This window comes from Luteipulveratus mongoliensis (genome assembly GCF_001190945.1).
GTDB lineage: Bacteria > Actinomycetota > Actinomycetes > Actinomycetales > Dermatophilaceae > Luteipulveratus > Luteipulveratus mongoliensis.
Genome location: NZ_CP011112.1, coordinates 1,671,462 through 1,695,697, shown reverse-complemented (window position 1 = coordinate 1,695,697; position 24,236 = coordinate 1,671,462). Strand labels below are relative to the sequence as shown.

The window sequence follows — 24,236 nt, the reverse complement described above, 5'->3', positions numbered from 1 at the left end:
TCTCACCATCAAGCACCACCGTGTGCCGACCGGCAGTTGACCAGCGCCCTGCTCTCACCTCAGCTCGAACGTCGTCACGGGTGATGCCCCCAGTACGTAGATCGGCTCGATGAACGACGCCACCGTGCTGGTCGGCCAGAGCCCTAGCGATGTCGCCACGAGCCAACCGTCTGGACGTTACGCGCTGCGTCATGTGCTGACCTCACGCCGGCGAGTCAGCAACACGCAATCGAGCAGCTGCCCGCTGTGGATCGCCCACACGATCGACGAGGGCAGTGGACAGCTGGCGTCATGCGGATCGCGACCCATGTGTCGCGATCTGCATGACGCTGGCCGGCAAAGCGGTTGCTGACGGTGCCGCTATCCAGCACAGTGGCGCCGTGCTGGAGACTCTCGAGACCTATTACGACGCCGCCCCTCGCCCGCGTGCGACCACCGAGGAAGTCGGGCCGTTCACGCTGTTCATCCGCAACAGCCCCAGCGGTTTCCAGTACTACGCGCGCCCCAGGCTCGGCGCCAGCAGCGAGATCACGACCGCCGACGTCGAAGCCGTCCTCGCCCGCCAACGCGAACTCGACGTACCCCGCGCCATCGAGTGGGTGCACGAGACGACCCCGAGCCTGCTCGAGGCGGCCCGCGCGAGCGCGACTCTGACCATCGAGGAGTGCCCCTGCCTCATCCTCGACGCCCATCGCGCGCACCAACCACCGGAGAACTTCACCGTCGAGGTGCTGGCCGCCGATGACGAGCGGCTGGGCGCCGTCAACGCGGCTGTCCACGCGGCGTTCAGCGGCACGGACGAGGTCGGCGCGCCCGACGCCGGCAACCGCCCGGACATGATCCGCGACGGCCTCCTCAGCCAAGTGGGCGTGTTCGACAGCGACGGCCAGGCCGTCGGCGGTGGAGGACACGGACCGAGGGGCAGCATCACCGAGCTGGCCGGCATCGCCGTCCTCCCCAGAGCCCGCCGCCACGGGCTCGGATCGGCCGTCACCAGCGCGCTCGTGACGGATGCGCTCGGCCGCGGACTTGAGACGATCTTCCTCTCGGCCGCCTCCATGGACGCCGCGCGCATCTACGAAACGGTCGGCTTCCGGCGTACGGCAACGGCCTGCATCGCCGAGGCATCCTGATCACGTGTGAACGTGAAACACCCTGTCGTTCCGGGCCTCAGGGCTGGTTGACTGCCTTCTTGTGACTGCGAACATCAACCTCACTCACGCCGAGTGCCGACAGCGCGCGACCACCGTCGCCGTCGAGGGCTACCGGATCGAGATCGACCTTGCTCAGGCTGCCGACGCGGACGTCAAGACGTTCCGCTCGACCAGCACCATCACCTTCACGGCAACGACTGCCAGCACCTGGATCGACCTGATCGCCGACCGTGTCGTCAGCGTGACGCTCAACGGCCAGGCCCTGGATCCGGCGTCGTACGACGGTGCCCGGCTCCCCGTGAGCGGGCTGGCTGAGCGCAATGAGCTGGTCGTCGAAGCGGACTGCGTGTTCAGTCGTGACGGGCAGGGTCTGCACCGCTTCACGGACCCGGTGGATGGCAAGACCTACCTCTACACGCACTTCGAGCCGACCGACGCCCGCCGGCTCTACGCCAACTTCGAGCAGCCCGACCTGAAGGCCGCGTTCACGTTCGTGATCACAGCGCCGCAGGACTGGCAGATCGTGTCCGGCCAGGCCGAGGAGTCGCGTACGAGCACCGGTGATCTCGCCACGGTGACCTTCGAGCCGACGCCCCGGCAGTCGACGTACATCACGGCGATCGCGGCTGGTCCCTACCACCGCGCGACGGACACCTGGTCGATCGCGCGCGCGGATGGCTCGACACAGGAGGTCGCGCTCGGCGCGCTGTGCCGCCAGTCGATGGCTGAGTACTTCGAGGCGGAGTCGATCTTCGAGGTCACCAAGCAGGGTCTGGACTTCTTCGACCGTGAGTTCGGCTACCCCTACCCGTGGGGCAAGTACGACTCGATCTTCGTGCCCGAGTACAACCTCGGCGCGATGGAGAACCCGGGCCTGGTCACCTTCACCGAGAACTACATCCATCGTGGAGCGGCGACCCGCGCGCAGAAGGAGTCGCGCGCCGAGGTGATCCTGCACGAGATGTCGCACATGTGGTTCGGCGACCTCGTGACGCCGCGCTGGTGGGACGGGCTGTGGCTCAAGGAGTCCTTCGCCGACCTCATGGGCTACCACGTGTGCGAGGCCGCGACCGAGTTCAAGGACGCGTGGACGACCTTCGCGAGCGGTCGCAAGCCGTGGGCCTACCGCCAGGACCAGCTGCCCACCACGCACCCGATCGTCGCCACCATCGACGACCTCGAGGCCGCTCGCCAGAACTTCGACGGCATCACCTACGCCAAGGGCGCCTCCGCGCTCAAGCAGCTGATGGCGTACGTCGGGCGCGACGCGTTCTTCGCCGGCGCGCGCGAGTACTTCGTCCAACATGCCTTCGACAGCACTGAGCTCGACGACCTGCTCGGCTGCCTGGAGCGCTCGTCCGGACGGGACCTCAAGACATGGTCGCGGGTGTGGCTGGAGACGGCCGGTACGTCGGAGCTCACCCCTGTGGTCGACGTCGACTCCGAGGGCCGCATCAGCCGACTCACGGTCCAGCAGGTCGCCACGGATCCCCTTACGGGAGAAGCCGTTTCGCGGCCACACCGCCTCGTGATCGGCCTGTACGACGTCGTCGACGGATCGTTGCGGCGCACCAAGGCGATCGAGACGGACATCTCTGGCGATGCCACCGAGATCCCTGAGGCGGTCGGTGTCAGCGCAACCCTGGTGCTGATCAACGACGACGACCTGAGCTATGCCAAGGTGCGGCTCGACGCCACCTCGCTCAAGACCGCGCACGAGCACCTCGCGACCATCGAGTCGCCGTTGTCACGCGCACTCGTCTGGACCTCGCTCTGGAATGCCACCCGCGACGCCGTGCTGCCTGCGGCGGACTTCCTCGACATCGTGACCGCCCAGGCGAGCCGCGAGCCCGACTCGGCCTTGATGGGGACCGTGCTGACGAATGCAAAGTCGGCGATCGAGAGCTACCTGCCCGTGGCCCAGCGCGACGCGGCCCGCACGCGGCTCGTCGAGACCTGCGCCGCGGGTCTGGCTGCAGCTGCCCCGGAGTCGGACGCCCAGCTGATCTGGGCGCGGCACCTCACCTACGCAGCGTCGACCTCCTCGGACGGCGTCGACGCCGTGCGCGGGCTCCTCGATGGGAGTGCCGCCCCGGACGGACTGTCCGTCGACGCCGACCTGCGCTGGAACGCCTGGGCCTCGCTGGCCGCGCAGGACGCCGCAACGGCGCAGGAGCTGAGCGGTGCTCTGGCTGCGGACGACACCATGACGGGTCGGACGGCGTACGTCCTCGCCCTCGCCAGCCGTCCGACGGCGGACGCCAAGGCGGCCGCCTGGGACAAGGCGACCACGGATGACACAGTCACCAACGACCATCTGCGATCGCTGGTCCAGGGCTTCAACCACGCCAGCGGCGATCCGGCTCCGGAATACGTCGAGCGCTACTTCGCCTCAATCGGCGACTGGTGGGGCTCGCGGACGATGGTGATGGCCTCGATCCTGGCGCGCGGGCTGTTCCCGGGCGGCTCGCTCAGTGAGGGTCAGGATCCCGCCGAGCACCCCGTCGTACGACAGGCGCAGGGCTGGCTCGAGCAGCACCCGGACGCGCCAAAAGCGTTGCGGCGCATCGTGATCGAGTTGCTCGACGACCTGCAGCGCAACCTCCGCGCCCAAGCCACCGCCCCCTCGCTGGTCGAGTAGCCGGAGCGCTGGCGGAGGCGTATCGAGACCGGGTGCGCGCGTGCATCTGGTCTCGATACGGCTCGCCCTTGGGGGCTCGCCTACTCGACCGGCGGTGGGTCGGTCAGGAGATGAGGGCGGCGAGCACGGATGTACCGATGAAGGCCACCAACGCGACGATCACGATCGTCCGGCGGAACCGCGGCGACATCATCGGACCTGCTCCGGCGTCAGAGCTTCAGCACGGTCGCGTGGCCGGAGCACGTCGAGGTGCGGCCCACGGTCCCACTCGTAGCGGAGTCGTATGTCGTCGCGTCGCATGACGTAGATGGTCGCACCTATGGCCGTCAGACCCGTGGCGATACTGCCCACCAGGATGGTCCAGCGGGCACCGTACGTCGCGCCGACCCAGCCGATGAGGGGCGCACCGATCGGCGTACCGCCCATGAAGATCGCCATGTAGAGCGCCATCACGCGACCGCGCATCTCCGGTGCGACGCTGAGCTGGACCATCGAGTTCGCGGTCGGCATCACGGTCATGGCGGTCAGTCCGACCGGCACGAGCAGAATGGCGAACCAGACGTACGACGGTGCGAGCGCAGCCGCACCCGACGCGATGGTGAAGCCGACGAGCGCCACGATCAGCACCCGCAGCCGCGGCTGGCTTCGACCGGCTGACATCAGCGCGGCCGACAGCGACCCGATCGCCATGATCGAGCCGAGCAGCCCGAACTCCCCCGCCCCCTTGCCGAACACGGTCGTCGCCATGAGCGCGGTGGTGATCTGGAAGTTCATCCCGAACGTGCCGAGCATGAACACCATGGCCATGATCAGCATGATGTCGGGGCGGTGCCGCACGTAGGCGAAGCCCTCACGCAGGCCGCCACGTCCCTTGGCCAGCGGTGGCGTCTGCAGCTCGCTCCCCCGCATGATCTTCAGCGCGAACAGCACGGACACGAACGACACGGTGTTGAAGACCAGCGTCCAGCCGGTGCCGATCCAGGCGATCAGCAGCCCGGCGAACCCCGGACCGATGAGGCGCGCAGCGTTGAACGACGAGCTGTTGAGGCCGACGGCGTTGCTGATGCGGTCCTGCGGCACCATCTCCGACACGAACGCCTGGCGCGTCGGGTTGTCCGCGGCCGTGGCGATGCCCTGCAGGAGGGCGAGCAGGTAGACATGCCAGAGCTGTACGACGCCCGTGAGCGTCAGGACAGCCAGGATCGCGGAGGTGACGGCGAGCGCCGTCTGGGTCCCGAAGAGGATGCGGCGCTTGCGGAAGCGGTCGGCCAGCGCCCCCGCCCACGGCGCCAGCAGCACGACGGGCGCGAACTGCAACGCAGTCACGATGCCGAGCGCCGTCGAGTCGTGATCGGTGAGCTCGGTCAGGACCAGCCAGTCCTGCGAGACGCGGCCCATCCACGTCCCGACGTTGGAGACGAGGGCCCCGAAGAAGTAGATCCGGTAGTTGCGGATAGAGAGGGAGGCGAACGTAGGACTCATCGGGTTGCCACGCGGGTGAGGATGTCGCGGGCCTGTTCCAGGACTCGGCACTCCTCCTCGGTCAGGTCGCCGAGACGCTTCAGCATCCACTCGTCTCGCGAGCGGCGGGTGGCCTTGAGCGCCGTACGCCCCTCGGACGTCAGTGTGAGAATCACCTGTCGTCCGTCGTCGGGATTGTCCGACCGACTGATGTACGCCTTCTCGACCAGGGCGTTGATCGTGCGTGACATGGACGGCGGGCTCACGCACTCGTACTCGGCGAGCTCACGCGCGGTGGCGGTGCTCTTCTCGAGCCGGGCCAGCACCGAGAACTGGTGCGGCGCAATGGTTTCGGTGTTCTCGAATCGTGCTCTGCGGCTGATCCGCATGCAGACCGAGCGCAGCTCTCCGGCGAGCCGGCGGCGTGCGGCTGGACTCATCTGTGCTGGTGCCTGTGACGTGGCCCCTCCTGAACTAGTTAACCTAGGTAACTAGGATAACTCATTACTTTCGCTAACTATTTCAGTAACCCTTCCATCGCTGGTCGAGTAGGCGAGGCGCTAGCCGAGACGTATCGAGACCCGGCGACCGCGCGCAGCAGGTCTCGATACGCCTCCGCTAGCGCTCCGGCTACTCGACCAGCGGTGGTTCGCCCCCCAGGGGACTCCCAGACGACTCTCAGGAATGAGGCGGAGGGTGGTCCTATGAGCACATCCGCACCTGAGGCACGCCTCCTCGTCGTCGAGGACGAGACCAACATCCGCGAGCTGTTGGCGACGAGCCTGAAGTTCGCCGGCTTCGAGGTCCATACGGCCGCCAACGGACGCGATGCGCTCCAGCTGGCTGACGACAACGAGATCGACCTCGCCGTCCTCGACGTGATGCTGCCGGACATGGACGGCTTCACCGTCACCCGCAAGCTGCGGGGCAACGGCCACGAGGTGCCGATCGTGTTCCTGACCGCTCGCGACTCTGTCGACGACAAGGTCAAGGGACTCACGGTGGGCGGCGACGACTACGTCACCAAGCCGTTCAGCCTCGAAGAGGTGGTGGCGCGCATCCGAGCCGTGCTGCGACGTACTCAGACCGAGGAGCCCGGCGACCGGGCGGCGATAGCGGTCGCCGACCTCGAGCTGGACGAGGACTCACACGAGGTACGCCGGGCGGGCAAGGTCATCGACGTCTCCCCGACCGAGTTCAAGCTGCTGCGCTACCTCATGCTCAACTCCGGCCGCGTGCTGTCCAAGGCGCAGATCCTGGACCACGTCTGGGACTACGACTTCCGCGGTGAGTCCGGCATCGTCGAGTCCTACATCTCCTACCTGCGTCGCAAGATCGACGTCGACGGGCCCGCGCTGATCCACACCAAGCGCGGCGTCGGCTACGTCCTGCGCGAGCCTCGGGAGTGAGTTCTCCGGCGCCTGCGCCAGCCGCAGCCAGGACGTCGGCGGCGGCCCAGCGCACCCGCGACAAGCTGACCGAGCCCTTGCACGAGATGCCGCTGCGGCTGCGGCTCGTGGCCGTCATGCTCAGCCTGCTGGCGGCGGCTCTCGCCATCACGGGCACGGCCGGCGCGCACCAGCTGCGCAGCTATCTCGAGGAGCGCCAGTCCACGGAGCTGCGGCAGTCGTACCGACCGATCGCCAAGGCCGCCCACGACGCCGTCGTCGAGAACCGCAACACCACGATCGATGCGGTCGTCCCCGAGAACACCTACGCCACCCGCATCATCCTTCCGGCCACCGCTGACCGGCCCGTCGCCGAGATCCGCGACCTACCGGTCTCGCCCATCAACGAGGACTCGACGGACACCACCCCGACGACCAACGGGCCCAAGCCGCGCTTCCCCAACCTGACCATCACCTCGCCGCGCGTCATTGACCACCAGCCCTTCGTCGTACAGTCCGCCGGCGGCGGCTCGACGCGCTGGATGGTGGTTGCCGGTACGACCGACGACGGTGGCCTCTACGCGGTGGCGGTCTCCCTCGATCGGGTCGACATCATCGTGACCAAGGTGCGCTGGTTCAGCGTGCTGATCGCGCTGCTGGCGCTGGCGACCTGTGCGCTGCTCGGGTGGTTCGCGATCCGGCGGGCCTTCCGGCCGCTGCGCCAGATCGAGGACACCGCCAAGGCGATCGCCGCGGGAGACCTGAGCCGACGCGTCCCCGAGGCAGCCACCAAGGACGAGGTCTCCAGCCTGTCGCACTCGCTCAACGTGATGCTCGCGCAGATCGAGGAGTCGTTCGTCGTGCGGGCCGCCTCGGAGGACCGGATGCGCCAATTCGTGGCTGACGCGTCTCATGAGCTCCGTACGCCGCTCGCCACCGTGAGGGGGTACGCCGAGCTGTTCCGCCAGGGCGCCGTGTCCGAGCCTGAGGACGTCCGCTCCGCGATGCGACGGATCGAGGACGAGGCGACGCGCATGGGCGTACTGGTCGAGGACCTGCTGACACTGACACGGCTCGAACGCCGCCAGCCCGCACCGGGCGAGCAGCCCCGCAACCTCGGCCCGGTCGATCTCACGGTCATCGGAGCCGACGCGACGCAGGATGCTCAGGCGCTCGACCACGACCGCGAGATCCGCCTGGTCGGGCTCGATGGACCCGTGCAGGCAGCCGTGGTTTTCGGCGAGGAGGCCGGACTCCGCCAGGTCGTCACCAATCTGATGGCCAACGCCATCCGATACACCCCTGAGCAGACCCCCATTGAGATCGCGGTCGGCACCCGCGGCTGGAACGCCGAGCTCCAGGTGCGCGACCACGGCGACGGCGTTCCGCCCGACCAGCGCCGACGTATCTTCGAGCGCTTCTACCGAGCCGACGCCAGCCGCAACAGCGCTAGCGGCGGTAGCGGCCTCGGACTCGCCATCGCAGCCGCCATCGTGCAGAGCCACGGCGGCACCGTGCATGTCGAGGAGACACCAGGCGGTGGCGCGACCTTCATCGTGCGCATTCCACAGGTGTCTCACAGTGACCGGCCAGGACCCGTCCAGACCCAAGCAGTTCAGTAAGACCTAGCGCTCCTAGAGAGTGCGCCGTAGCAGCTGAGGAGCATGTGATGACGCAGGACGACCAGCAGCCCCAGGGCTCGAATCCCGAGCACACGCAGCCCATTCCGCCTGTCCCCCCGGCAGTGCCAGCGCCTGAGGGCTCACCTGCCGCCGGCGCTCACCCCCAGCAGTCGCCGGCTCAGCCCGTGCCCGCACCGCCGACGCCGGCTGAGCACGCGCCGGTTCAGCAGTCACAGCACACCGGCCCGCAGCCGACTAGTCCGCAGCACACTGGCCCGCAGCCCATGGCTCCTCAGCAGGGACATCCCGCAGCTGCGCACCATGGGCCGCCGGCCTCGACGTGGGGCGCCCCCACGTCGAGCCACCAGCCCTACGGAGCGCAAGCACCGGCGTACGCCCAGCACGCCAGCACCACGAGCACCGGGCGCAGTGGACGGGCACCCTGGGTCGCCGTACCGCTCGCCGCGCTCCTCGCGGCCGCGCTCGCCAGCGGCGGCACCTACGCCGCGACGCGGGACGACAACAATGGCGGCAGCCCGTCGGCCGCCGGCCCGACCACGGTGGTGAAGGCCAACCCGGCCGACTTCGCTGATGCGGGCTCGGTGAACTGGTCGGCTACGGCTGCCAAGGTCGCGCCCAGCGTCGTCTCGATCACGCTCGAGACCAACGGTGGCGGCGGTGACCAGGGCTCGGGCGTCATCCTCGACACCGCGGGCAACATCATCACCAACAACCACGTGGTCGCCGACGGCGGCAAGCTCACGGTCACCCTGAATGACGGCCGTCAGTACGACGCCACGGTGGTCGGCAAGGACCCGTCCACCGACCTGGCCGTCATCAAGCTGACGAGCCCGCCCAAGGGCCTGACGCCCGTGACGATCGGCGACGACTCCAAGCTCGTCGTCGGCCAGCCGGTCATGGCGGTCGGCAACCCGCTCGGCCTGTCGGGCACCGTGACCACCGGCATCGTCAGCGCGCTGAACCGTCCGGTGAGCACGCAGAGCAGCGGCGGTGGCCAGGACCAGCCGCAGACCCCCGGCCAGGGTCAGCAGAACCCGCAGCAGGATCCGCAGCAGCCCACCCAGTCGGACGAGGTCGTGACCAACGCGATCCAGACGAGCGCGGCCATCAACCCCGGCAACAGCGGTGGTGCGCTGGTCGACGGCAGTGGCAGGCTCGTCGGGATCAACTCCTCGATCCCCAACGCCGGCAGCTCGGGTCAGGACCAGGCCGGCAACATCGGCATCGGCTTCGCGATCCCGGTGACGGTGGTCAAGAACATCACCGGCCAGCTGATGAAGTCCGGCAAGGCGCAGCACGCCCAGCTCGGCATCTCGGCGACCAGCGCTCAGGTCAAGGACGGCGCGGCCACCCTGACAGGTGCCAAGGTCTCCAAGGTCAACCCGGGCAGCGCTGCTGCGAAGGCCGGGCTCAAGGAAGGCGACACGATCGTCTCCATCGACGGCGAGTCCGTCGACTCCTCAACCTCTCTGGTCGGGCAGGTGCGCGAGCGCACCGTCGGCCAGAAGGTGACGCTCTCCGTCGTGCGGGACGGCAAGCGTCAGAACATCACGGCGACGCTAGGCGCTGACTCCTCGTCGTCGTGATCAATGGCCGGTCATGCCCTTCCTCCGTGTGGCCGGCCAGTACGGGGTAGACCTGGGAGCTGTGACGGGCTCACACCAGGTCCAAGGGCGCCTCCCAGGCTTACGCCGGGAGGCGCCTTCGTGCTGTACGCACCCCGCAGGTCAGTCTTCGACCGACCGCGCTCAGCGGCGCACCTCAAGGACGGCGTAGTCGCCAGTGCGGAAGCGCAGGTCGGCGACTCGTTGCAGTCCGGGCAGGTCTGACGGGTAGCGCAGGTCGACCACGAGATAGCGGACGTGGCGATCTCGCATCAGACCCAAGGTGGCGTTGCTCGGTCGGGTGAACGCCGCATCATTCGCAGCCAGCAGGGGCGGATCGTAGAAGCCGATGGCGTGTGTGCGAATACGTCGACGCGCTGCCTCGGCGAGGATCGGAGGCGTGTAAGCCCAGCCTTCGAGCAGGACACGGCGCTCCGTCTGGGCTGCGATCCAGATGTTCCTGTTGTCCCGCGTGACTCGCGAACCCGGTTGACGCCAATGGGCATTCGTCGCAAGCAGGTCATTCGGAGAGCTGTGCTCTCGCACCCAGCGCGCGGCCGCCAGACCACCGAGTCCGATGGGCGCAGTCGCTCGCGGGGGCGTCGCGACCTTGCGCCACGGCCGATCGGCGACAGCGACCGCGGTGTCCGGGACGCGGATCAGTCCGAGAGAGGTCACGGCGATGGTCACCAGCGCCGCGACCATCGCCGTTCGCCCGACGTGAGGCTGTCGGCGTACGACGAACCAGGCGACGGCGCCGACGACGATCAGGGCGGCGACGGTGATGACGTACGGGAGGGCGAGCTGGCCGTACGACGCCCGCGTTGGTTCGTACGCGATCGGCCTCGACGTGCTGCTGCGGGCGAGGTAGGCGATGACGACTCCGGCCGTCGCTCCGATGAGCAGGAGCCGCGCGCGCTGGCGGGCGGGCCAACGAGAGAGGACGGTCCACAGACCCCACGCGGCAGCGATGGCGAGGAACGGTTCGGCGAACCTCGCGAAGTAGTCCTCGCTGTAGTGGGGGTGACCGAGCATGAGCGCTGCTGCCACGCCCGAGCCTCCGCAGCCGATCAAGAAGACGACACGGAGATCGGTACGCGTTGCCCGGCCGGCCAGGAACGCCGCACCCACCCAGGCGCACGCCCACGAGATGACCATCAACGCCGTCGCTCCGACGAGCGGCAGCCCGTGACCGGGGAGCTTCATTTTCCAGGTGATGTATTCACCCAGGTGCAGTGGTTGGATCCACATGCCTTGGCTGGCGCCGCGGAACAGCACCACCTGCGCGAACACCAAGGCGACTGCGGTGATCGCGCACGCGATCAGCACCGTCCGGCGAGGGCGGCGCCGGATCAGGACGACCACGCCGACCAGGAGCAAGCCGGCCAGCATCATCGGCAGGCAGGTTGCCTTGGCACCGCTCAGCATCAAGGTGGCGATGGCCAGGAGTGCCAGGTCGCCTCGCGTAGGGCGACGCTCACCCAGCACCTTCAAGAGCACATGGACCGTGAGCAACATGAGAGCCAGCCCGAATCCGAGCGAGGGACTGAGTGGCTCCCAGAACGACAAGAACAGCTCGTTGAACGACGACATCGCGTTGCTGCCATGGAAGGGCGAGTAGTCACCGACGAGCCCGAGAATCACGGGCGCGCCCGCGCCTGCCCACGCCGAGCGGGTCAGCCGGTACGCGATGAGCCCGGTCGCTGCGAACACCAAGAAGGTCGTCATCGGCAGCAAGAGCCGATCGAGCAGCACGGTCGGTGTGAGGTCGGTCAGCCACGACATCGCGGCGAGGTGGCCGTTGACGTACCAGTGGTAGTCCAGGGGCTGCCCCTCGACCATCGGAATCTGCGGCGGGAAGTGGTGCTTGAGCTCAGCGACGAGGGCCACTTGATAGGGCTCGTCACCGTTGGGACTGGCCGGGTCCGTGCGTGGGTACGCCCAGGTCAGCCAGCCGATGCCGCCGAGCCAGACCATCGCGAAGGTCGTTGCTGTCGCGACTCCCCAGGCGAGAACCGTTGGCACTCTTTGCAATCGGGGCCGCAAGAGGGAACGCCGGTCGTCGCGGACCAGCGCGATCGCCAGGGCGACCAGCGGAATCGCCGCAGGCAGGAAGGGTACGCCGATCACACGCCCCACGACGTAGACCGGCAGCTGCAGGCACAGGCCCAGGAGCGTGCCGAACACGACCTGGTCGAGCCAGGTGTCCTCATCGCGTCGGGACCACAGGAGTCGCCACGTGATGACTCCGGGGAGGGAGACGAACACCGCAAGCGCGATCACGTACACGGCGATCTCACGCCAGCGCGCGCCACCGGCATGACTGATGAAGGCAAGCACAACGAAGGTGATCACCCACGGAAGCAGCGCGACCAGACGGTCAAGCGGTGCGTGCTGCTGGGTCCTACGTGACGCCCGCGTGCTGGTGCGTGTCGTCACGCGGCCCCCTCCTGATCACGCCCCGAAGCGAGGCGCGTTGATTATGGCCCACGCCTCTCGACGCGGCGTCGTACCAGACTTTGGTATGACGTCCCGCGGTCTGCATGTCACCCCTCAGGGCTACCCCCGAACCATCCCTGAGTCGCCCCTGAAACCACCTCTGGCGTGATGACTCTGCCCCGGCGCGCGGGCAGGCTGGTCAACATCAACCAAGCCTGACTCAGGGGAGACACATGTTTGCCAAGCTCGGCAAGGGCGTGGTGCGCCACCCGTGGTGGGTGATCGGCGCATGGATCATCATCGCGGCCGCGATCATCGCCACGGCGCCCAAGCTGACCACATCCAATGAGGAGTCGGACTTCCTGCCGCAGCACTACGAGTCGATCAAGGCGGCTCAGCTGCAGGAGTCGAAGTACCCCGACGCGACCACGCTCGGTGGCATCGTCGTCATCGACCGCAAGGACGGCAAGGCACTCACCGCCGCCGACAACGCGAAGATCAAGCAGATCACCAGTGAGCTCGGGCAGAGCCCGAAGGCTCCGGTCAGCTCGGTCGTCGCCGGTCCCCCTGCGCCCAACCATCTCGTGCAGACCCTGGGCATCAACTACGTCAAGGACGCCGACGCGTACGGCGATGACGCCCGCGACACGATCAAGGGGATGCGGACCAACCTGAGCAATCAGGTGAAAGACACCGGCCTGCGTGCCGCCGTCACCGGTTCGACCGCTCAGGCGATCGATGGTGAAGAGGCCGACAGCAAGTCCGAGGCCCTGATCGGTCTGGCCACCATCGGCCTGATCATCGTGCTGCTGCTCATCATCTTCCGCAGCCCGGTTATCGCACTGCTCCCGATTGTGTTGATCCTGCTGGTCTCTCAGGTCGCGACCGGCCTGATCGCCTTCGCCAACGAGGCGTTCGACCTCAACGCCGACGGCTCGATCAGCGTCATCCTCATCATCGTGATGTTCGGTATCGGTACCGACTACATCCTGTTCTTGATGTTCCGCTATCGCGAACGTCTCCGAATGGGCGAGGACAAGAAGACCGCCATGGTCTCCTCGGTCGGGCGCGTCGGCGAGGCCATCGCCTCAGCTGCCGGTGCGGTCATCGCCGCCTTCATGGCGCTCGTGCTCTCCTCGCTGGGTCTCTTCCGAGCCATCGGTCCTGCTCTTGCCATCGCAGTGGCCGTCATGCTCGTCGCAGGACTCACCCTGGTACCGGCCGTCGTGTCGCTGCTGGGCAGCAAGGTCTTCTGGCCAAGCAAGGCGTGGAAGCGTGAGCCGAAGCGTGCGATGTCGGCGCGGATCGGCCGTTCGCTCGGTCGCCGTCCCGGTCTGTACGCCATCGTCACCGGCGGCATCCTCATCGCCCTCTCGGTGTTCTCACTCGGGTTCAAACCGTCCTTCGACTTCGGCTCCAGCAGCCTTCCGAAGAACGCGGAGTCCACGATCGCGCTGGACACCCTGAAGAAGGGGTTGCCTGCAGGATCGACCGACCCGAGCACGGTGCTGGTGACCAGCGAGAGGGGCGCGCTCAACCAGGGCGAGCTCACGTCGTACGCCGCTCGTCTGGGCAAGGTGCCTGGCGTCGGGACGATCTCGCCGCCTGAGCTGAGCCAGGACAAGTCCACCGCGACCTACCAGGTCACGTTGGACGACGACCCGGGATCTGACAAGGCGTTGGACGTCGTGTCCGGACCGCTGCGCGATGCCGCGCACCAGTCACCACCAGGAACACATGCGTATGTCGGGGGAACGACATCGGTGTTCGTGGACCTGGATGACGCGATGGTGCGCGACTACAAGGTGGTGTTCCCGGTCGCTGCCCTGATCATCATGGTGATCCTGGCGCTGCTGCTGCGGAGCCTGGTCGCACCGCTGTACCTCATGCTCTCGGTGGGGCTCGGCTTCGGCGCGACGTTGGGTGCGACGGTGCTGCTGATCCAGAACAGCTCGTCCACCGGCGGCCTGATCTTCATGCTTCCGATCTACATGTACCTGTTCGTGGTCGCGTTGGGGACCGACTACAACATCCTCATGGTGGCTCGATTGCGTGAAGAAGCACGAGAAGGGCTCTCGCCTCGAGATGCCGCAGCCAAGGCGTTCCAGCACGCGGGACCGACGGTCGCCGCAGCCGGTCTGATCCTGGCGGGTTCGTTCGCCTCGCTGATGCTGGCGGGCAACGAGCTGATGGTGTCGATGGGCTTCGCGATCTCCTTCGGGATCGGAGTCGCGGCGTTCATCATGGCGATGTTCTTCACACCGGCGCTGACCGCACTGCTGGGTCACGCAGCCTGGTGGCCCGGTCACGGCGACGCCAAACGTGGCGGTTCGTCGAAGGAGCACCCGCCCGAGCGCGAGTTCGAGCTGGTGGGTACGCGCCGCTGAGTCAGGACATCCGGTGCCGGTCGGGGGCGGCTGGCACCGGGTTGTCCTGCAGCGGAGCAGGCGGTGCCCGATCGGGGGCGACGAGCACCGTGCACGGAGGGGCGGAACGGCGCTCGCAGGGAGATCCCTGCGGGCGCCGTCCCGCGTCTACACCAGCGCTTCGAGCAGCGGGATCGTCTCGTCCGGCAGGGGAAGCGCACTGATCTCGTCGCGGATCTCGGCCGCTGCTTCGCGGTATCGCGCGTCGGCCAGAACGGTGGACGCTGCGGCCCGGACCTCATCCGCGGTGGCGGTCATCGGGTCCAAGACCTGCGCGACGCCGAGGTCGGCGCAGCGGCGCGCGTTGTACGGCTGATCCGCACCCATCGGGAGCAGCACCGACGGCAGCCCATGGGTCAGACCGCCGATGACGCTGCCCGAGCCGGCGTGCGAGATGACGAGGTCGCAGTGCGGCAGCACCTCGTCCTGCGGGATGAACTGCTCGATCCGTACGCCGTCACGCACCGGCCCGAGCTCCGCCGGCTCGATGCTGTTCCCAACGGTCGCGACGACGTCGACGGGCAGTGTCGCGAGGCCGCCAAGGACGGGGCCGAAGGGCTCGATGGCGGTGTTGACCGTGCCGAACGTGACGTAGACGGTCGGCTTCTCCCGCGGAGGGCCGGGAGCGGGGACGACGGCCGACCGGTAAGAGAACGTGTCGGGCGGCAACGGGAACTGCGGGTCCCGAAAGCTCTGCGGGAAAGGCGCCAGGATCGGTCCACGACTCAGCATGGTCATCTCCGGGTCTGGCGGCAGGCCGACCTCGGACCGCACCTCGCGCAGCGAGGCCGCGACCACCTCGGGCCGCAGGAATCCTCCGGCGGCCAGCACGATCACCGTGGCGCACGGCAGACCGAGCAGCTCCGCGGCGATCGCGCTGCCGAAGTCGACCTCATCACGCACGACGACATCAGGTCGCCACGAACGGGCGATCTCGGTGATCGCTGCGGCATGGCGCCGTGCCCCACGACCGGCGAAGCCTTCTGCCAGCTGCCGGAGATCCGCCTCGGGGTCCGGTGCCTCCATCGGAGCGCGCTCGGAAGGGCTGGTCGGCTGGGGTGGGCCACTGGTCGGGAAGGCCGTGAAGCCGGCGGCCGTGATCTCCTGGGTCCTTTTGCCCGTACCCGCGACGGCCACCGTGTGCCCTGCGGCCTGGGCCGCCCGGGCGATCGGGATGAGCGGTCGGAAGTGGCCGAGGCCGCCGATGAACGTAAAGAGGATCCGCACCGCGCGAGGTTACCCCGGAAATCAGTCGACAGCCTCAGCGTTCGCGGGTAGCGTCGCCCTTCCCCCTCAACACACCAGCCAACGAAAGGCGCCTTCCTTCGTCATGTCTGGACCTACCAGCGCACCCAGCCTCGATGACGACCTCACTGCCGAACAGACCTACCTCGACAACGCCCGCGCCGAGCTGGCCCGGATGCGTACCTCAGCCGAGTCCCTCGACGCCTCCAAGGCGAGTGATGCGATCTCCGGCGAAGCCCTGAGCTACACCCTCGCCCGACGTATCGCATCGCTCCAGGACGACCCGCGCACCACCTTGTTCTTCGGCCGGATCGACATGTCAACGGGTGGCCCGCAGGACGCCAGCAGCGTTGCGGCCTCAGCAGATTCGCGCAGTGGCGACCGCTGGTACGTCGGCCGCCGCCACGTCGCGGACGCGCGTGGCAACCCCGTGGTCATCGACTGGCGCGCGCCGGTGTCGACCGCGTTCTACCGCGCCTCGCACTCCGCGCCGATGGATGTCGTCCTCCGCCGTCGCTTCGGTGTCGACCACGGTGCGCTGACCGCCATCGAGGACGAGCACCTCACGGACCCCGCTGAACCCGAAGAGAAGTCCGACATTCTGGCGAGCGAGATCGAGCGACCGCGCACCGGTCCGATGCGCGACATCGTCTCGACCATCCAGCCGGAGCAGGACGAGATCGTCCGCGCCGACGTCGCGACGACCATCTGTGTCCAGGGGGCGCCTGGCACCGGCAAGACCGCTGTCGGGCTGCACCGCGCGGCGTGGCTGCTCTACTCCTTCCGCGAGCGGCTCGACCGCACGGGCGTCCTGGTCGTTGGACCCAACAAGGCGTTCCTCGACCACATCGGCGCCGTGCTGCCGGCTCTCGGTGAGATCCGGGTCGGGCACGCGACGATCGAGGATCTTCTCGCTCACGGTCGGATCCGGGCGACTGAGTCGGCGAATGTCGGTGTTCTCAAAGGTGATTCGCGGCTGGCCGACGTCATTCGGCGAGCCGTCTGGTCGCACGTCCGGCGCGCGACCGAGCCGCTGATCGTGCCCAGGGGCATTCGCAAGTGGCGGGTGCCGGCGTACGAGGTGCAGGAGATCCTCGACGAGCTCGTCTCACGAGGGGTCCGCTACGACGCCGCGCGCCAGATGCTCCCCCAGCGCCTCGCGCACGCTGTGCTGCTGCTGATGGAGCAGGCGGGTGACTCCCCCGATGACCGCGTCCAGGACGCCGTCGCGCGGTCGGCACCAATGAAGAAGTTCGTCGCCACCGTGTGGCCGGCCGTCGACGCCGCGCAGGTGCTGTTCGAGCTGTGGTCTTCACCCGATGCGCTGGGTGTGGCGGCCACGGACACGCTCACCAACGACGAGCAGTCAATCCTGTTGTGGGAAAAGCCAGTTCGTAGCAAGGGTGCGGCTCGCTGGTCGCTCGCCGATATGGCACTCCTGGACGAGGCTCAGGACGTCCTGAGCCGGATGACCAGCCTTGGCCACGTCGTACTCGACGAGGCGCAGGACCTGTCGCCCATGCAGCTGCGCGCCGTCGGGCGACGCTGCTCGACCGGCTCGGCCACCGTGCTGGGCGACATCGCCCAGGGCACCACGCCGTGGGCGACCTCGTCCTGGGACGAGACGATGACGCACCTCGGCAAGCCGAGCCATCACCTCGAGATCCTCGACCGCGGCTTCCGGGTCCCGGCCGCTGTCATCGAGTACGCCGCCCGCCTCCTTCCGACCATGGCCCCCGGGCTCGGCGCCCCGGTCTCGGTCCGAGACAACCCCGGACGCCTGGACCTGGTGGCCGTCGATGCGCGCGAGCTCGATGCTCAGCTCGCCGCCGTACTCGCTGAGACCAGCCACGTGCCAGGATCGATCGGCGTGATCGCCCCGGACGCTGACATCGATCGTCTCTCAAAAGCATTGCAGGACAACGGGATCCAGCACGGCCGCCTCGACCAAGAGCACGGTGACGACGAGGATCACCAGGTTCAGCTCGTGCCCGCGACCGTGGCCAAGGGCCTGGAGTTCGACCGCGTCGTGGTCATCGAGCCGACCGACATCGCCGCCGCCGAGCCCGACGAGCGCACCGGGCTGCGCCGCCTCTACGTCGTGCTCACCCGCGCGGTGTCCGCGCTCACGGTGCTGCACGCCAAGCCGCTCCCCGACGCCCTCGCGGCCTGACCTCCCGCGACGCCGGGCGGCTCACCAGGTAGGGCGAACCCGGCCCTCCCGCGCGATCACCCGCAGGTCAGCCGTCAGCGCCTCCACGTGACCGGCGCCCAGCTCACGCCGCCACCGACGTACGACTCCGCTGGTCGCCTCCGTCGCGGCCACGGTCGCCGCGACGCCGCGCTCCGTGAGCTGGATCAGGAAGGCCCGACCGTCGAGCGGATGAGGCGAGCGCGCGACGTACCCCTTGCGTTCCAGCTCTGCCACCAACGTGCTCGTCGACTGCTTCGTCATGCCCATGTGCTCAGCGAGGTCGACGAGCGTGCAGCCAGGCCCCGAGATCCGAACAAAGGCGAATCCGTGCGCGGGTCGGATGTCTTCGAATCCGTGCGCCTGCATCGCGCTCTGAACACTCTCGACCACGGCATTGCCCGCGGCCAGCAGCAGGAACGGCAGGTCGTCGTCACTCACCGCTCCACCTTGACACATCAGTCAGCGTGGCTGACTATTTAGTCAGTCAGCCTGACTACCTAGGAGTCTCATGAACCTCATTCAGCAGTCCGATGTCCAAGCCTTCTCCATGCACGGCAGCGAGTTCCGGTCGTACGTCGCGCCTCGCTCCGGGAGCACCCAGCTGTGTGCCTGGGAGCTGGCCATCGCGCCCGAGACGACGGGCCAGGAGCACACCGTCAGCCACGAGGAAGTCCTGCTCCTCCTCGACGGGAACGTCGAGGCAACCGTCGACGGAGTGACGTACAAGGCGGCGCCGAGCGACGTCGTACGCTTCCCGGCCGGCGCGACCGTGCGTCTCGACAATCCGCACGACCAGTCCGCGCGCCTGTGGGTGACAACGTCTGTCGGCCTGCACGCGTCGCTCCCGGATGGCACCCAGGTCACGCCGCCCTGGACCCAGTGAGCACCCGACAATCGACCTGGCACTCCGTGCACGAGGGTGCACGGAATGTCGGGACGATCGTCAGTCGGTCGCGATGGCCTTGAGGACATCGAGGCGAGCCGCGCGGCGGGCCGGCCACCAGGCCGCCAGCACACCGACGACGCCGGCCAGCACCACGAACAACCCGAGCCGCCCCCACGGGATCGCGAGCTCAGCGACGCCTGCGCTCGACTGCGAGCGCTGCAGCACCACCCCGAACCCGATGCCCAGCGCCACACCGAGCAGGGCGCCCAGCAGGGCGATCACCACCGACTCCAGCCGCACCATCCGTCGCAGCTGCGGCCGACTGAGGCCGACCGCCCGCAGCAGTCCTACCTCGCGGGTGCGCTCGATCACGGACAGCGCGAGGGTGTTGATGATGCCGAGGATCGCGATGATCACAGCCAGCCCGAGCAACGCGTAGATCAGCATCAGCATCTGGTCGATCGGTTCGCGCTGCTCCGCGGCGAACTCGCCCTGATCCTTGACTGCGACCGTCGGGATGCCGGCGACGATGCGTTCGACGCCGGATCGCACCTGCGCGGCGTCGGCCCCGGGCGCCCGTGAGATGAACGCGTAGTTGTCCTGCCTCGGCCCGCCCGCCGCCTCGAAGCCCTGGATCGAGGTCGTGACGTCGAGCAGCGCCGGCATCGCCTTGACCACTGCGACGACCTGCATCGAGGTGGTCACTCCCCCGAGCTTGACGTCCAGCTGATCGCCGACGCGGTAGCCCTTGTCCTTCGCCGCCTTGTCGGTCACGAAGACCGACTTCCCGACGAGCTGGTCGAGCGAACCCTGCTGCACCTGGAGACGAGCGACTTGAGCCAGTGGCTTGGGGTCGACAGCGCCGAGACCCGTTCTCTCCGAACCGATCTCGGCCTGCGTGAACCTCGTGCGCGCAACGGCATCAACGCCCGGGACCCGCTTGACCTGGTCGACCACCTGCGGCGAGAACGGCGTCCCGAACGTCCCCGACACGACATAGTCACCGGTGAAGTTCTTGCTGATGAGAGCGTCCACGCTCTTGTTGGCCGACGCCCCGAAGACCGACATCATCACCACGAGCGTCAGGCCGATCATCAGCGCGGACGCTGTGGCGGCCGTACGCCGTGGGTTGCGCAACGAGTTCTGCTCGGCCAGCGTCCCGACCGCTCCGAAGAGCTTGCGATAGACCGCGCCGATCGTCCGGATCAGTGGCCGGCCGATGACGGGACTCATCAGGACGGCGCCCAGGATCACCGCGAGCAGCCCGCCGCCCAGCCAGATCGTCTCCCGGTCACGGTCTCCCGCCAGCACCCAGACCAGAGCACCGGCTCCGGCGAGCGCCATGAGCGCGCCGGCCAGCGCTCGACGTACGACGGTGCCCTCCGGCAGGGCGACTTCGTCGCGCAGCGCGGCGACCGGAGCGATGTGCGCCGCACGCCTAGCCGGCAGATAGGCGGCGACTGCGGTCACGACCATGCCGACGACGTACGCCGCGACGACCGCTCTCGGGGTGAACTCCAGCGGGGTTCCGCTGAGATCCAGACCCAGGTTGGCGAACAGCGCCTTGATGCCCATGGCCAGCACGAATCCGAGGCCGAGACCGACTGTGCTGCCGACGAATCCGACCACCACCGCCTCGAACAGGACGGACCGGGTCACCTGTCGGCGAGACGCTCCGAGAGCACGCAGGAGAGCCAGCTCGCGACTGCGCTGCGCGACCAGGATCGAGAACGTGTTGACGATCAGGAACGACCCGACCACGAGCGCGACGCCGGCGAAGATGAGCAGGAAGGTGCTGATGAAGCCGAGCGCCTTCTTGATGTCGTCGCCGGCCTCCTTGGCGGCCTGGTCGCCGGTGACCGCCTCGGACCCAGCCGGGAGCACCTTGGCCACGGCATCACGGAGCGCTGCCTGATCGTGCCCTGGCTCGGCCGTGACCCAGACATCGGTGAACACGTCACGACCACCGGCGTAGAGATCCTGCGCCGAGGCCGAGTCCATGACGACGAGGCTCGCGCCCACCATGCTCCCCGCGCTGTAGGACGCCAGCCCGACGAGCTTGCCTGTCACCCTTGGCTTCTCGCCGCTGGTGACCACATTGACCGTGTCCCCGACGTGGTAGCCCGCGCGCCGTGCAGTGGCCGGGTCGAGGGCGAGCTCGCCGGCTCGGGTCGGTGCCCGACCCTCGCGCACCGTTAGCCCCGGTGTGTCGTGACCGGCCGGCGCATCATGAAAGCTCACCGCGATCCCCGGCGCACCTTGGCCGCCGACGATCTTGCCGTTCTTGCCGACCACGAACGTGGAGTACGACGTCACGTCGCCTTCCGCCCGCGCGACACCTGGCACCTTGCGCACCTTCGCCACCACGGACGCGGGCACCGTGCGGGTCTGGGCGAAGGAGTCGTTCGCTTTCTGGCCCGCCGGACGAACCATCACGTCGCCGACCGTGCCGTTCATGATGCTCGTGAAGGCTCGGTCGAGAGTCGCGGTGAAGACCAGCGAGCCGGCGACGAAGGCGACCCCGAGCACGATCGCGAACGTGCTCATCAGGAGGCGAACCTTCCTGGCCCACAACGACTTCCACGACGCGCGCAGCATGACTCAGGCCGAGCCGAGAGCGCGCGGGTCGGTCGACAGGTCGCGCATCCGATCGAGAACGCGCTCGGCCGTGGGCTCGTGCATCTCGTCGACCACGCGGCCGTCGGCGAGGAAGACGATGCGGTCCGTGTGACCGGCCGCCACCGGGTCATGCGTCACCATCACGATCGTCTGCCCGAGCGCATCGACGCTGTGGCGCAGGAACCGCAGGATCTCCGAGCCGGACGTGGAGTCGAGGTTGCCGGTCGGCTCGTCCGCAAAGATCACCTCGGGACGGCTGACGAGAGCCCGCGCGCAGGCCACCCGCTGCTGCTGTCCACCGGAGAGCTCGCTGGGGCGGTGCTGCAGCCGCGACCGCAGACCGACCGTGTCGATGACCTCGTCGAACCAGCCCGGCTCAGGGTCGCGCCCGGCGATCGCGAGGGGCAGCAAGATGTTCTCCTGCGCGGTCAGGGTCGGGACCAGGTTGAACGACTGAAAGACGAATCCGACCCGGTCGCGCCGCAGCTGCGTGAGCTTCTTGTCATTCAGCCTGCCGAGGTTGGAGTCCCCCAGGAAGACCCGCCCGGAGGTCGGGGTGTCGAGGGCTGCCAGGCAGTGCATCAGGGTCGACTTGCCCGATCCGGACGGCCCCATGATCGCGGTGAACTGGTGCGCCTGCAGGTCCACCGTGACCGAGTCCAGGGCGAGCACGCGGGCCTCGCCCTCGCCGTAAGCCTTGGTGAGCCCGATCGCGCGCGCAGCCACCGATGTCGTCATGACCACGACGCTATGCCAGGCCCCTGTCGGCCGCACTCCGGATCTCCCCTGACCGGTCCCGGACCCAGCTAGTGAAGGCTTCAGCCCCGTCGACGGCGGCCTCGAGACGGAGCGAGTGGTAGAGGTCGAAGGTGTGCTGACCTCCCGGCAGCTCGGCATAGACGACTGGGCTGCTGGAGACCGCTCGCAGACACCGAACGAACTCACGGGCGTCCTCCACCGGAACGAAGGAGTCCCGGTCACCGTGAGCGACGAAGAAGGGCGGCGCTGACACGGAGACGAGCTCGAGGGGCGACGACGGCGCTCCCGGCTCCCGATCGATCCAGGTCGGGGTGTCGTAGAAGCCGTACAGGCAGATAGCGCCCGCGACCTGGGTGTCCGCCGTCTCGAACCCGGGCTGGAGGTCGGCCGCACCGGGACTCAGCGCCACCATCGCCGCGAGGTGGGCGCCCGCTGAGCTCCCTGCGACGAAGACCGTCCCAGGATCGATGCCGTACGTCGACGCGTGCTCTCGCATCCAGGCCACCGCTCGCTTGGCGTCCACGAGCGCTGCGGGATAGGGCGCGGTCCTGCTGAGTCGGTAGTCGACAGTGGCGCAGACCCACCCCTGGCCCGCGAGACGAGTGAGCAGCGGTCGTGCCTCACGGCTCTTGCGACCGCTCAGGTAGCCACCCCCGTGGAAGTAGACGAGCGTCGGTGTTCCGCTGACGGGCGTGCGGGACGAGTAGATGTCGAGGACGTTCTCAGGGTGCTCGGCGTCATACGAGATATCGCGTCGGATGCTGACGCTGCGCGGCCGGAAAGGCAATGGTGCCAAGAGAATTGGCGCCCAGGACCGCCGGCCACGCGATCGGGCGTCCTCACCGAGGCCGACCCGAAGGGCCTCGGCGACCGCCGGTGCGGCAGCCAGCGAACGGCGTACGACGATGCAGAGCCCGACGAGCGTGAGGGCAGCGAGCACCAGGCCGACTGCGCCGATCGGCGTACGGACATCGCCCTCGGCCTGGGCGAGGCCGGTCGACAGGAGCACCCACACGCCGAGCAAGAAGGGGAGCTCGTTGACTTGCATGCCGAGCCGCCAGCTGAGCTGGCCGAGAGCCCACGTCCGGCGCACCGGCGCGACGGCCGCTGCGGTGAGGAAAGTGCTGAGCAGCGTGGTGATCAGGTAGCCGATGCCCACTGCATCTCCTCTCCCTCCGTCGGCTCCCGAAGCCCGGGTGCCTGCTCGCAAACGTAGGCCGAGGCCACGGCCAATGAGTAGACACGCATGTCCCCTGGGCACAGTGACCTTTGTCCTGCCACGGCTGTGGATAACTCGCCGGCCGATGTCGCCGACCTGCGTAGCGTGCCGCCCATCGTCCTCGCCGACCCACGGCAGGACCGAGACCAAGGAGGGCTCATGGAACCCAAGGGCGGCAGCGGCGGGGGCGGAGGCGGCGGCTACACCGTCGACGCCGACGCGATCTCCGGCCACGGCACCGATCTCGGCACCGTGGCCGGCGACATCCAGCGGCAGATGGGCGCGATCAACCGCAAGCTGAGCACACTGCAGGGGCAGTGGAAGGGCACGGCGGCCAACCAGTACACCGCCTTGCACAGCGACTGGCAGCGACAGCAGCGCAATGTCGCCGAGAGCCTGGGGCGCATCAGTCGAGCGCTCGGCAGCGCCGCGACGGTCTATCGAACGACCGAGAGCGACGTACGCCGGACGTTCACCCCGATCTGATCGGCGCCTCTCGAGTCACCTGCGGCAGGGCCCGTCGCAGGTGACTCGGCGGCCGGCTCCTGGCGGAGAGGC

Annotated in this window: 17 protein-coding genes; 9 read left to right on the top strand and 8 right to left on the bottom strand. The window is 68.2% G+C overall.

Annotated elements, in window-relative coordinates; all coding sequences use genetic code 11:
- Positions 1-380: 380 nt before the first annotated feature.
- Positions 381-1,133 (top strand): GNAT family N-acetyltransferase, encoded by a 753-nt coding sequence (locus VV02_RS08085; protein WP_218917379.1) that lies wholly within the window; start codon positions 381-383, stop codon positions 1,131-1,133.
- A gap of 61 nt (positions 1,134-1,194) precedes the next feature.
- The gene (gene pepN, locus VV02_RS08080; protein WP_052590907.1) at positions 1,195-3,795 is read left to right on the top strand and encodes an aminopeptidase N; all 2,601 of its coding nucleotides are present in this window, start codon (positions 1,195-1,197) and stop codon (positions 3,793-3,795) included.
- 189 nt (positions 3,796-3,984) lie between these two features.
- Here pepN and VV02_RS08075 read toward each other — a convergent pair whose 3' ends face one another.
- Together VV02_RS08075 and VV02_RS08070 are read right to left on the bottom strand one after the other, a co-directional pair.
- Positions 3,985-5,277, bottom strand: coding sequence for an MFS transporter (locus VV02_RS08075; protein WP_052590906.1), 1,293 nt, complete (start codon positions 5,275-5,277; stop codon positions 3,985-3,987).
- Positions 5,274-5,696, bottom strand: a complete 423-nt coding sequence (locus VV02_RS08070) for a MarR family winged helix-turn-helix transcriptional regulator (protein ID WP_052590905.1) — start codon at positions 5,694-5,696, stop codon at positions 5,274-5,276. The genes VV02_RS08075 and VV02_RS08070 overlap by 4 nt, the downstream gene beginning before the upstream one ends.
- A gap of 264 nt (positions 5,697-5,960) precedes the next feature.
- On the opposite strand from VV02_RS08070, the gene VV02_RS08065 reads away from it, so the two are divergent.
- Genes VV02_RS08065 through VV02_RS08055 form a run of 3 tightly spaced genes read left to right on the top strand, consistent with a single transcriptional unit; the run spans position 5,961 to position 9,873 of the window.
- Complete coding sequence (locus VV02_RS08065) at positions 5,961-6,665, top strand: response regulator transcription factor (protein ID WP_052590904.1); 705 nt, start codon at positions 5,961-5,963, stop codon at positions 6,663-6,665.
- Positions 6,662-8,266 carry a sensor histidine kinase gene (locus VV02_RS08060; RefSeq protein ID WP_245633020.1) on the top strand — a complete coding sequence of 535 codons (1,605 nt, stop codon included), beginning with the start codon at positions 6,662-6,664 and terminating at the stop codon, positions 8,264-8,266. The genes VV02_RS08065 and VV02_RS08060 overlap by 4 nt, the downstream gene beginning before the upstream one ends.
- Before the next feature lie 47 nt (positions 8,267-8,313).
- The gene (locus tag VV02_RS08055) at positions 8,314-9,873 is read left to right on the top strand and encodes a S1C family serine protease (protein WP_245633019.1); all 1,560 of its coding nucleotides are present in this window, start codon (positions 8,314-8,316) and stop codon (positions 9,871-9,873) included.
- A 162-nt stretch (positions 9,874-10,035) separates the two neighbouring features.
- Here VV02_RS08055 and VV02_RS08050 read toward each other — a convergent pair whose 3' ends face one another.
- Positions 10,036-12,330 carry a hypothetical protein gene (locus VV02_RS08050; protein ID WP_052590903.1) on the bottom strand — a complete coding sequence of 765 codons (2,295 nt, stop codon included), beginning with the start codon at positions 12,328-12,330 and terminating at the stop codon, positions 10,036-10,038.
- 233 nt (positions 12,331-12,563) lie between these two features.
- Between VV02_RS08050 and VV02_RS08045 the strand changes: the two genes are divergently transcribed.
- Positions 12,564-14,717: an MMPL family transporter gene (locus tag VV02_RS08045; RefSeq protein WP_083449998.1), complete on the top strand. Its 2,154-nt coding sequence runs from the start codon at positions 12,564-12,566 to the stop codon at positions 14,715-14,717.
- Positions 14,718-14,864: 147 nt separating this feature from the next.
- Here VV02_RS08045 and VV02_RS08040 read toward each other — a convergent pair whose 3' ends face one another.
- Positions 14,865-15,983: a glycosyltransferase gene (locus VV02_RS08040; RefSeq protein WP_052590902.1), complete on the bottom strand. Its 1,119-nt coding sequence runs from the start codon at positions 15,981-15,983 to the stop codon at positions 14,865-14,867.
- Between the two features lie 103 nt (positions 15,984-16,086).
- Here VV02_RS08040 and VV02_RS08035 point away from each other — a divergent pair, with 103 nt between their 5' ends.
- Positions 16,087-18,174 (top strand): HelD family protein, encoded by a 2,088-nt coding sequence (locus tag VV02_RS08035; protein WP_052590901.1) that lies wholly within the window; start codon positions 16,087-16,089, stop codon positions 18,172-18,174.
- Positions 18,175-18,195: 21 nt separating this feature from the next.
- Here VV02_RS08035 and VV02_RS08030 read toward each other — a convergent pair whose 3' ends face one another.
- Positions 18,196-18,633, bottom strand: coding sequence for a MarR family winged helix-turn-helix transcriptional regulator (locus VV02_RS08030; protein WP_218917378.1), 438 nt, complete (start codon positions 18,631-18,633; stop codon positions 18,196-18,198).
- Positions 18,634-18,703: 70 nt separating this feature from the next.
- Between VV02_RS08030 and VV02_RS08025 the strand changes: the two genes are divergently transcribed.
- Positions 18,704-19,078 carry a cupin domain-containing protein gene (locus tag VV02_RS08025; RefSeq protein WP_052590899.1) on the top strand — a complete coding sequence of 125 codons (375 nt, stop codon included), beginning with the start codon at positions 18,704-18,706 and terminating at the stop codon, positions 19,076-19,078.
- A gap of 60 nt (positions 19,079-19,138) precedes the next feature.
- Here the strand turns inward: VV02_RS08025 and VV02_RS08020 are convergent, their stop codons facing one another.
- From VV02_RS08020 to VV02_RS08010, 3 genes are read right to left on the bottom strand one after another with little or no spacing between them, the layout of a single operon-like run.
- Positions 19,139-21,628, bottom strand: coding sequence for an ABC transporter permease (locus VV02_RS08020; RefSeq protein ID WP_245633018.1), 2,490 nt, complete (start codon positions 21,626-21,628; stop codon positions 19,139-19,141).
- A 54-nt stretch (positions 21,629-21,682) separates the two neighbouring features.
- Positions 21,683-22,438, bottom strand: coding sequence for an ABC transporter ATP-binding protein (locus VV02_RS08015; protein WP_052596710.1), 756 nt, complete (start codon positions 22,436-22,438; stop codon positions 21,683-21,685).
- Positions 22,439-22,448: 10 nt separating this feature from the next.
- Positions 22,449-23,618, bottom strand: coding sequence for an alpha/beta hydrolase (locus VV02_RS08010; protein WP_218917377.1), 1,170 nt, complete (start codon positions 23,616-23,618; stop codon positions 22,449-22,451).
- Between the two features lie 219 nt (positions 23,619-23,837).
- Here VV02_RS08010 and VV02_RS08005 point away from each other — a divergent pair, with 219 nt between their 5' ends.
- A complete protein-coding gene (locus tag VV02_RS08005) occupies positions 23,838-24,164 on the top strand; it encodes a WXG100 family type VII secretion target (protein WP_052590897.1) in 327 nt (108 codons plus the stop codon).
- The last annotated feature ends 72 nt before the right edge of the window (positions 24,165-24,236 follow it).

Bases quoted from the DNA above. Each gene is read 5' to 3' on its own strand.
- VV02_RS08075 (WP_052590906.1), bottom strand. From the start codon at position 5,277: ATGAGTCCTACGTTCGCCTCCCTCTCTATCCGCAACTACCGGATCTAC.
- VV02_RS08070 (WP_052590905.1), bottom strand. From the start codon at position 5,696: ATGAGTCCAGCCGCACGCCGCCGGCTCGCCGGAGAGCTGCGCTCGGTC.
- VV02_RS08065 (WP_052590904.1), top strand. From the start codon at position 5,961: ATGAGCACATCCGCACCTGAGGCACGCCTCCTCGTCGTCGAGGACGAG.
- VV02_RS08055 (WP_245633019.1), top strand. From the start codon at position 8,314: ATGACGCAGGACGACCAGCAGCCCCAGGGCTCGAATCCCGAGCACACG.
- VV02_RS08045 (WP_083449998.1), top strand. From the start codon at position 12,564: ATGTTTGCCAAGCTCGGCAAGGGCGTGGTGCGCCACCCGTGGTGGGTG.
- VV02_RS08035 (WP_052590901.1), top strand. From the start codon at position 16,087: ATGTCTGGACCTACCAGCGCACCCAGCCTCGATGACGACCTCACTGCC.
- VV02_RS08025 (WP_052590899.1), top strand. From the start codon at position 18,704: ATGAACCTCATTCAGCAGTCCGATGTCCAAGCCTTCTCCATGCACGGC.
- VV02_RS08020 (WP_245633018.1), bottom strand. From the start codon at position 21,628: ATGAGCACGTTCGCGATCGTGCTCGGGGTCGCCTTCGTCGCCGGCTCG.
- VV02_RS08015 (WP_052596710.1), bottom strand. From the start codon at position 22,438: ATGACGACATCGGTGGCTGCGCGCGCGATCGGGCTCACCAAGGCTTAC.
- VV02_RS08005 (WP_052590897.1), top strand. From the start codon at position 23,838: ATGGAACCCAAGGGCGGCAGCGGCGGGGGCGGAGGCGGCGGCTACACC.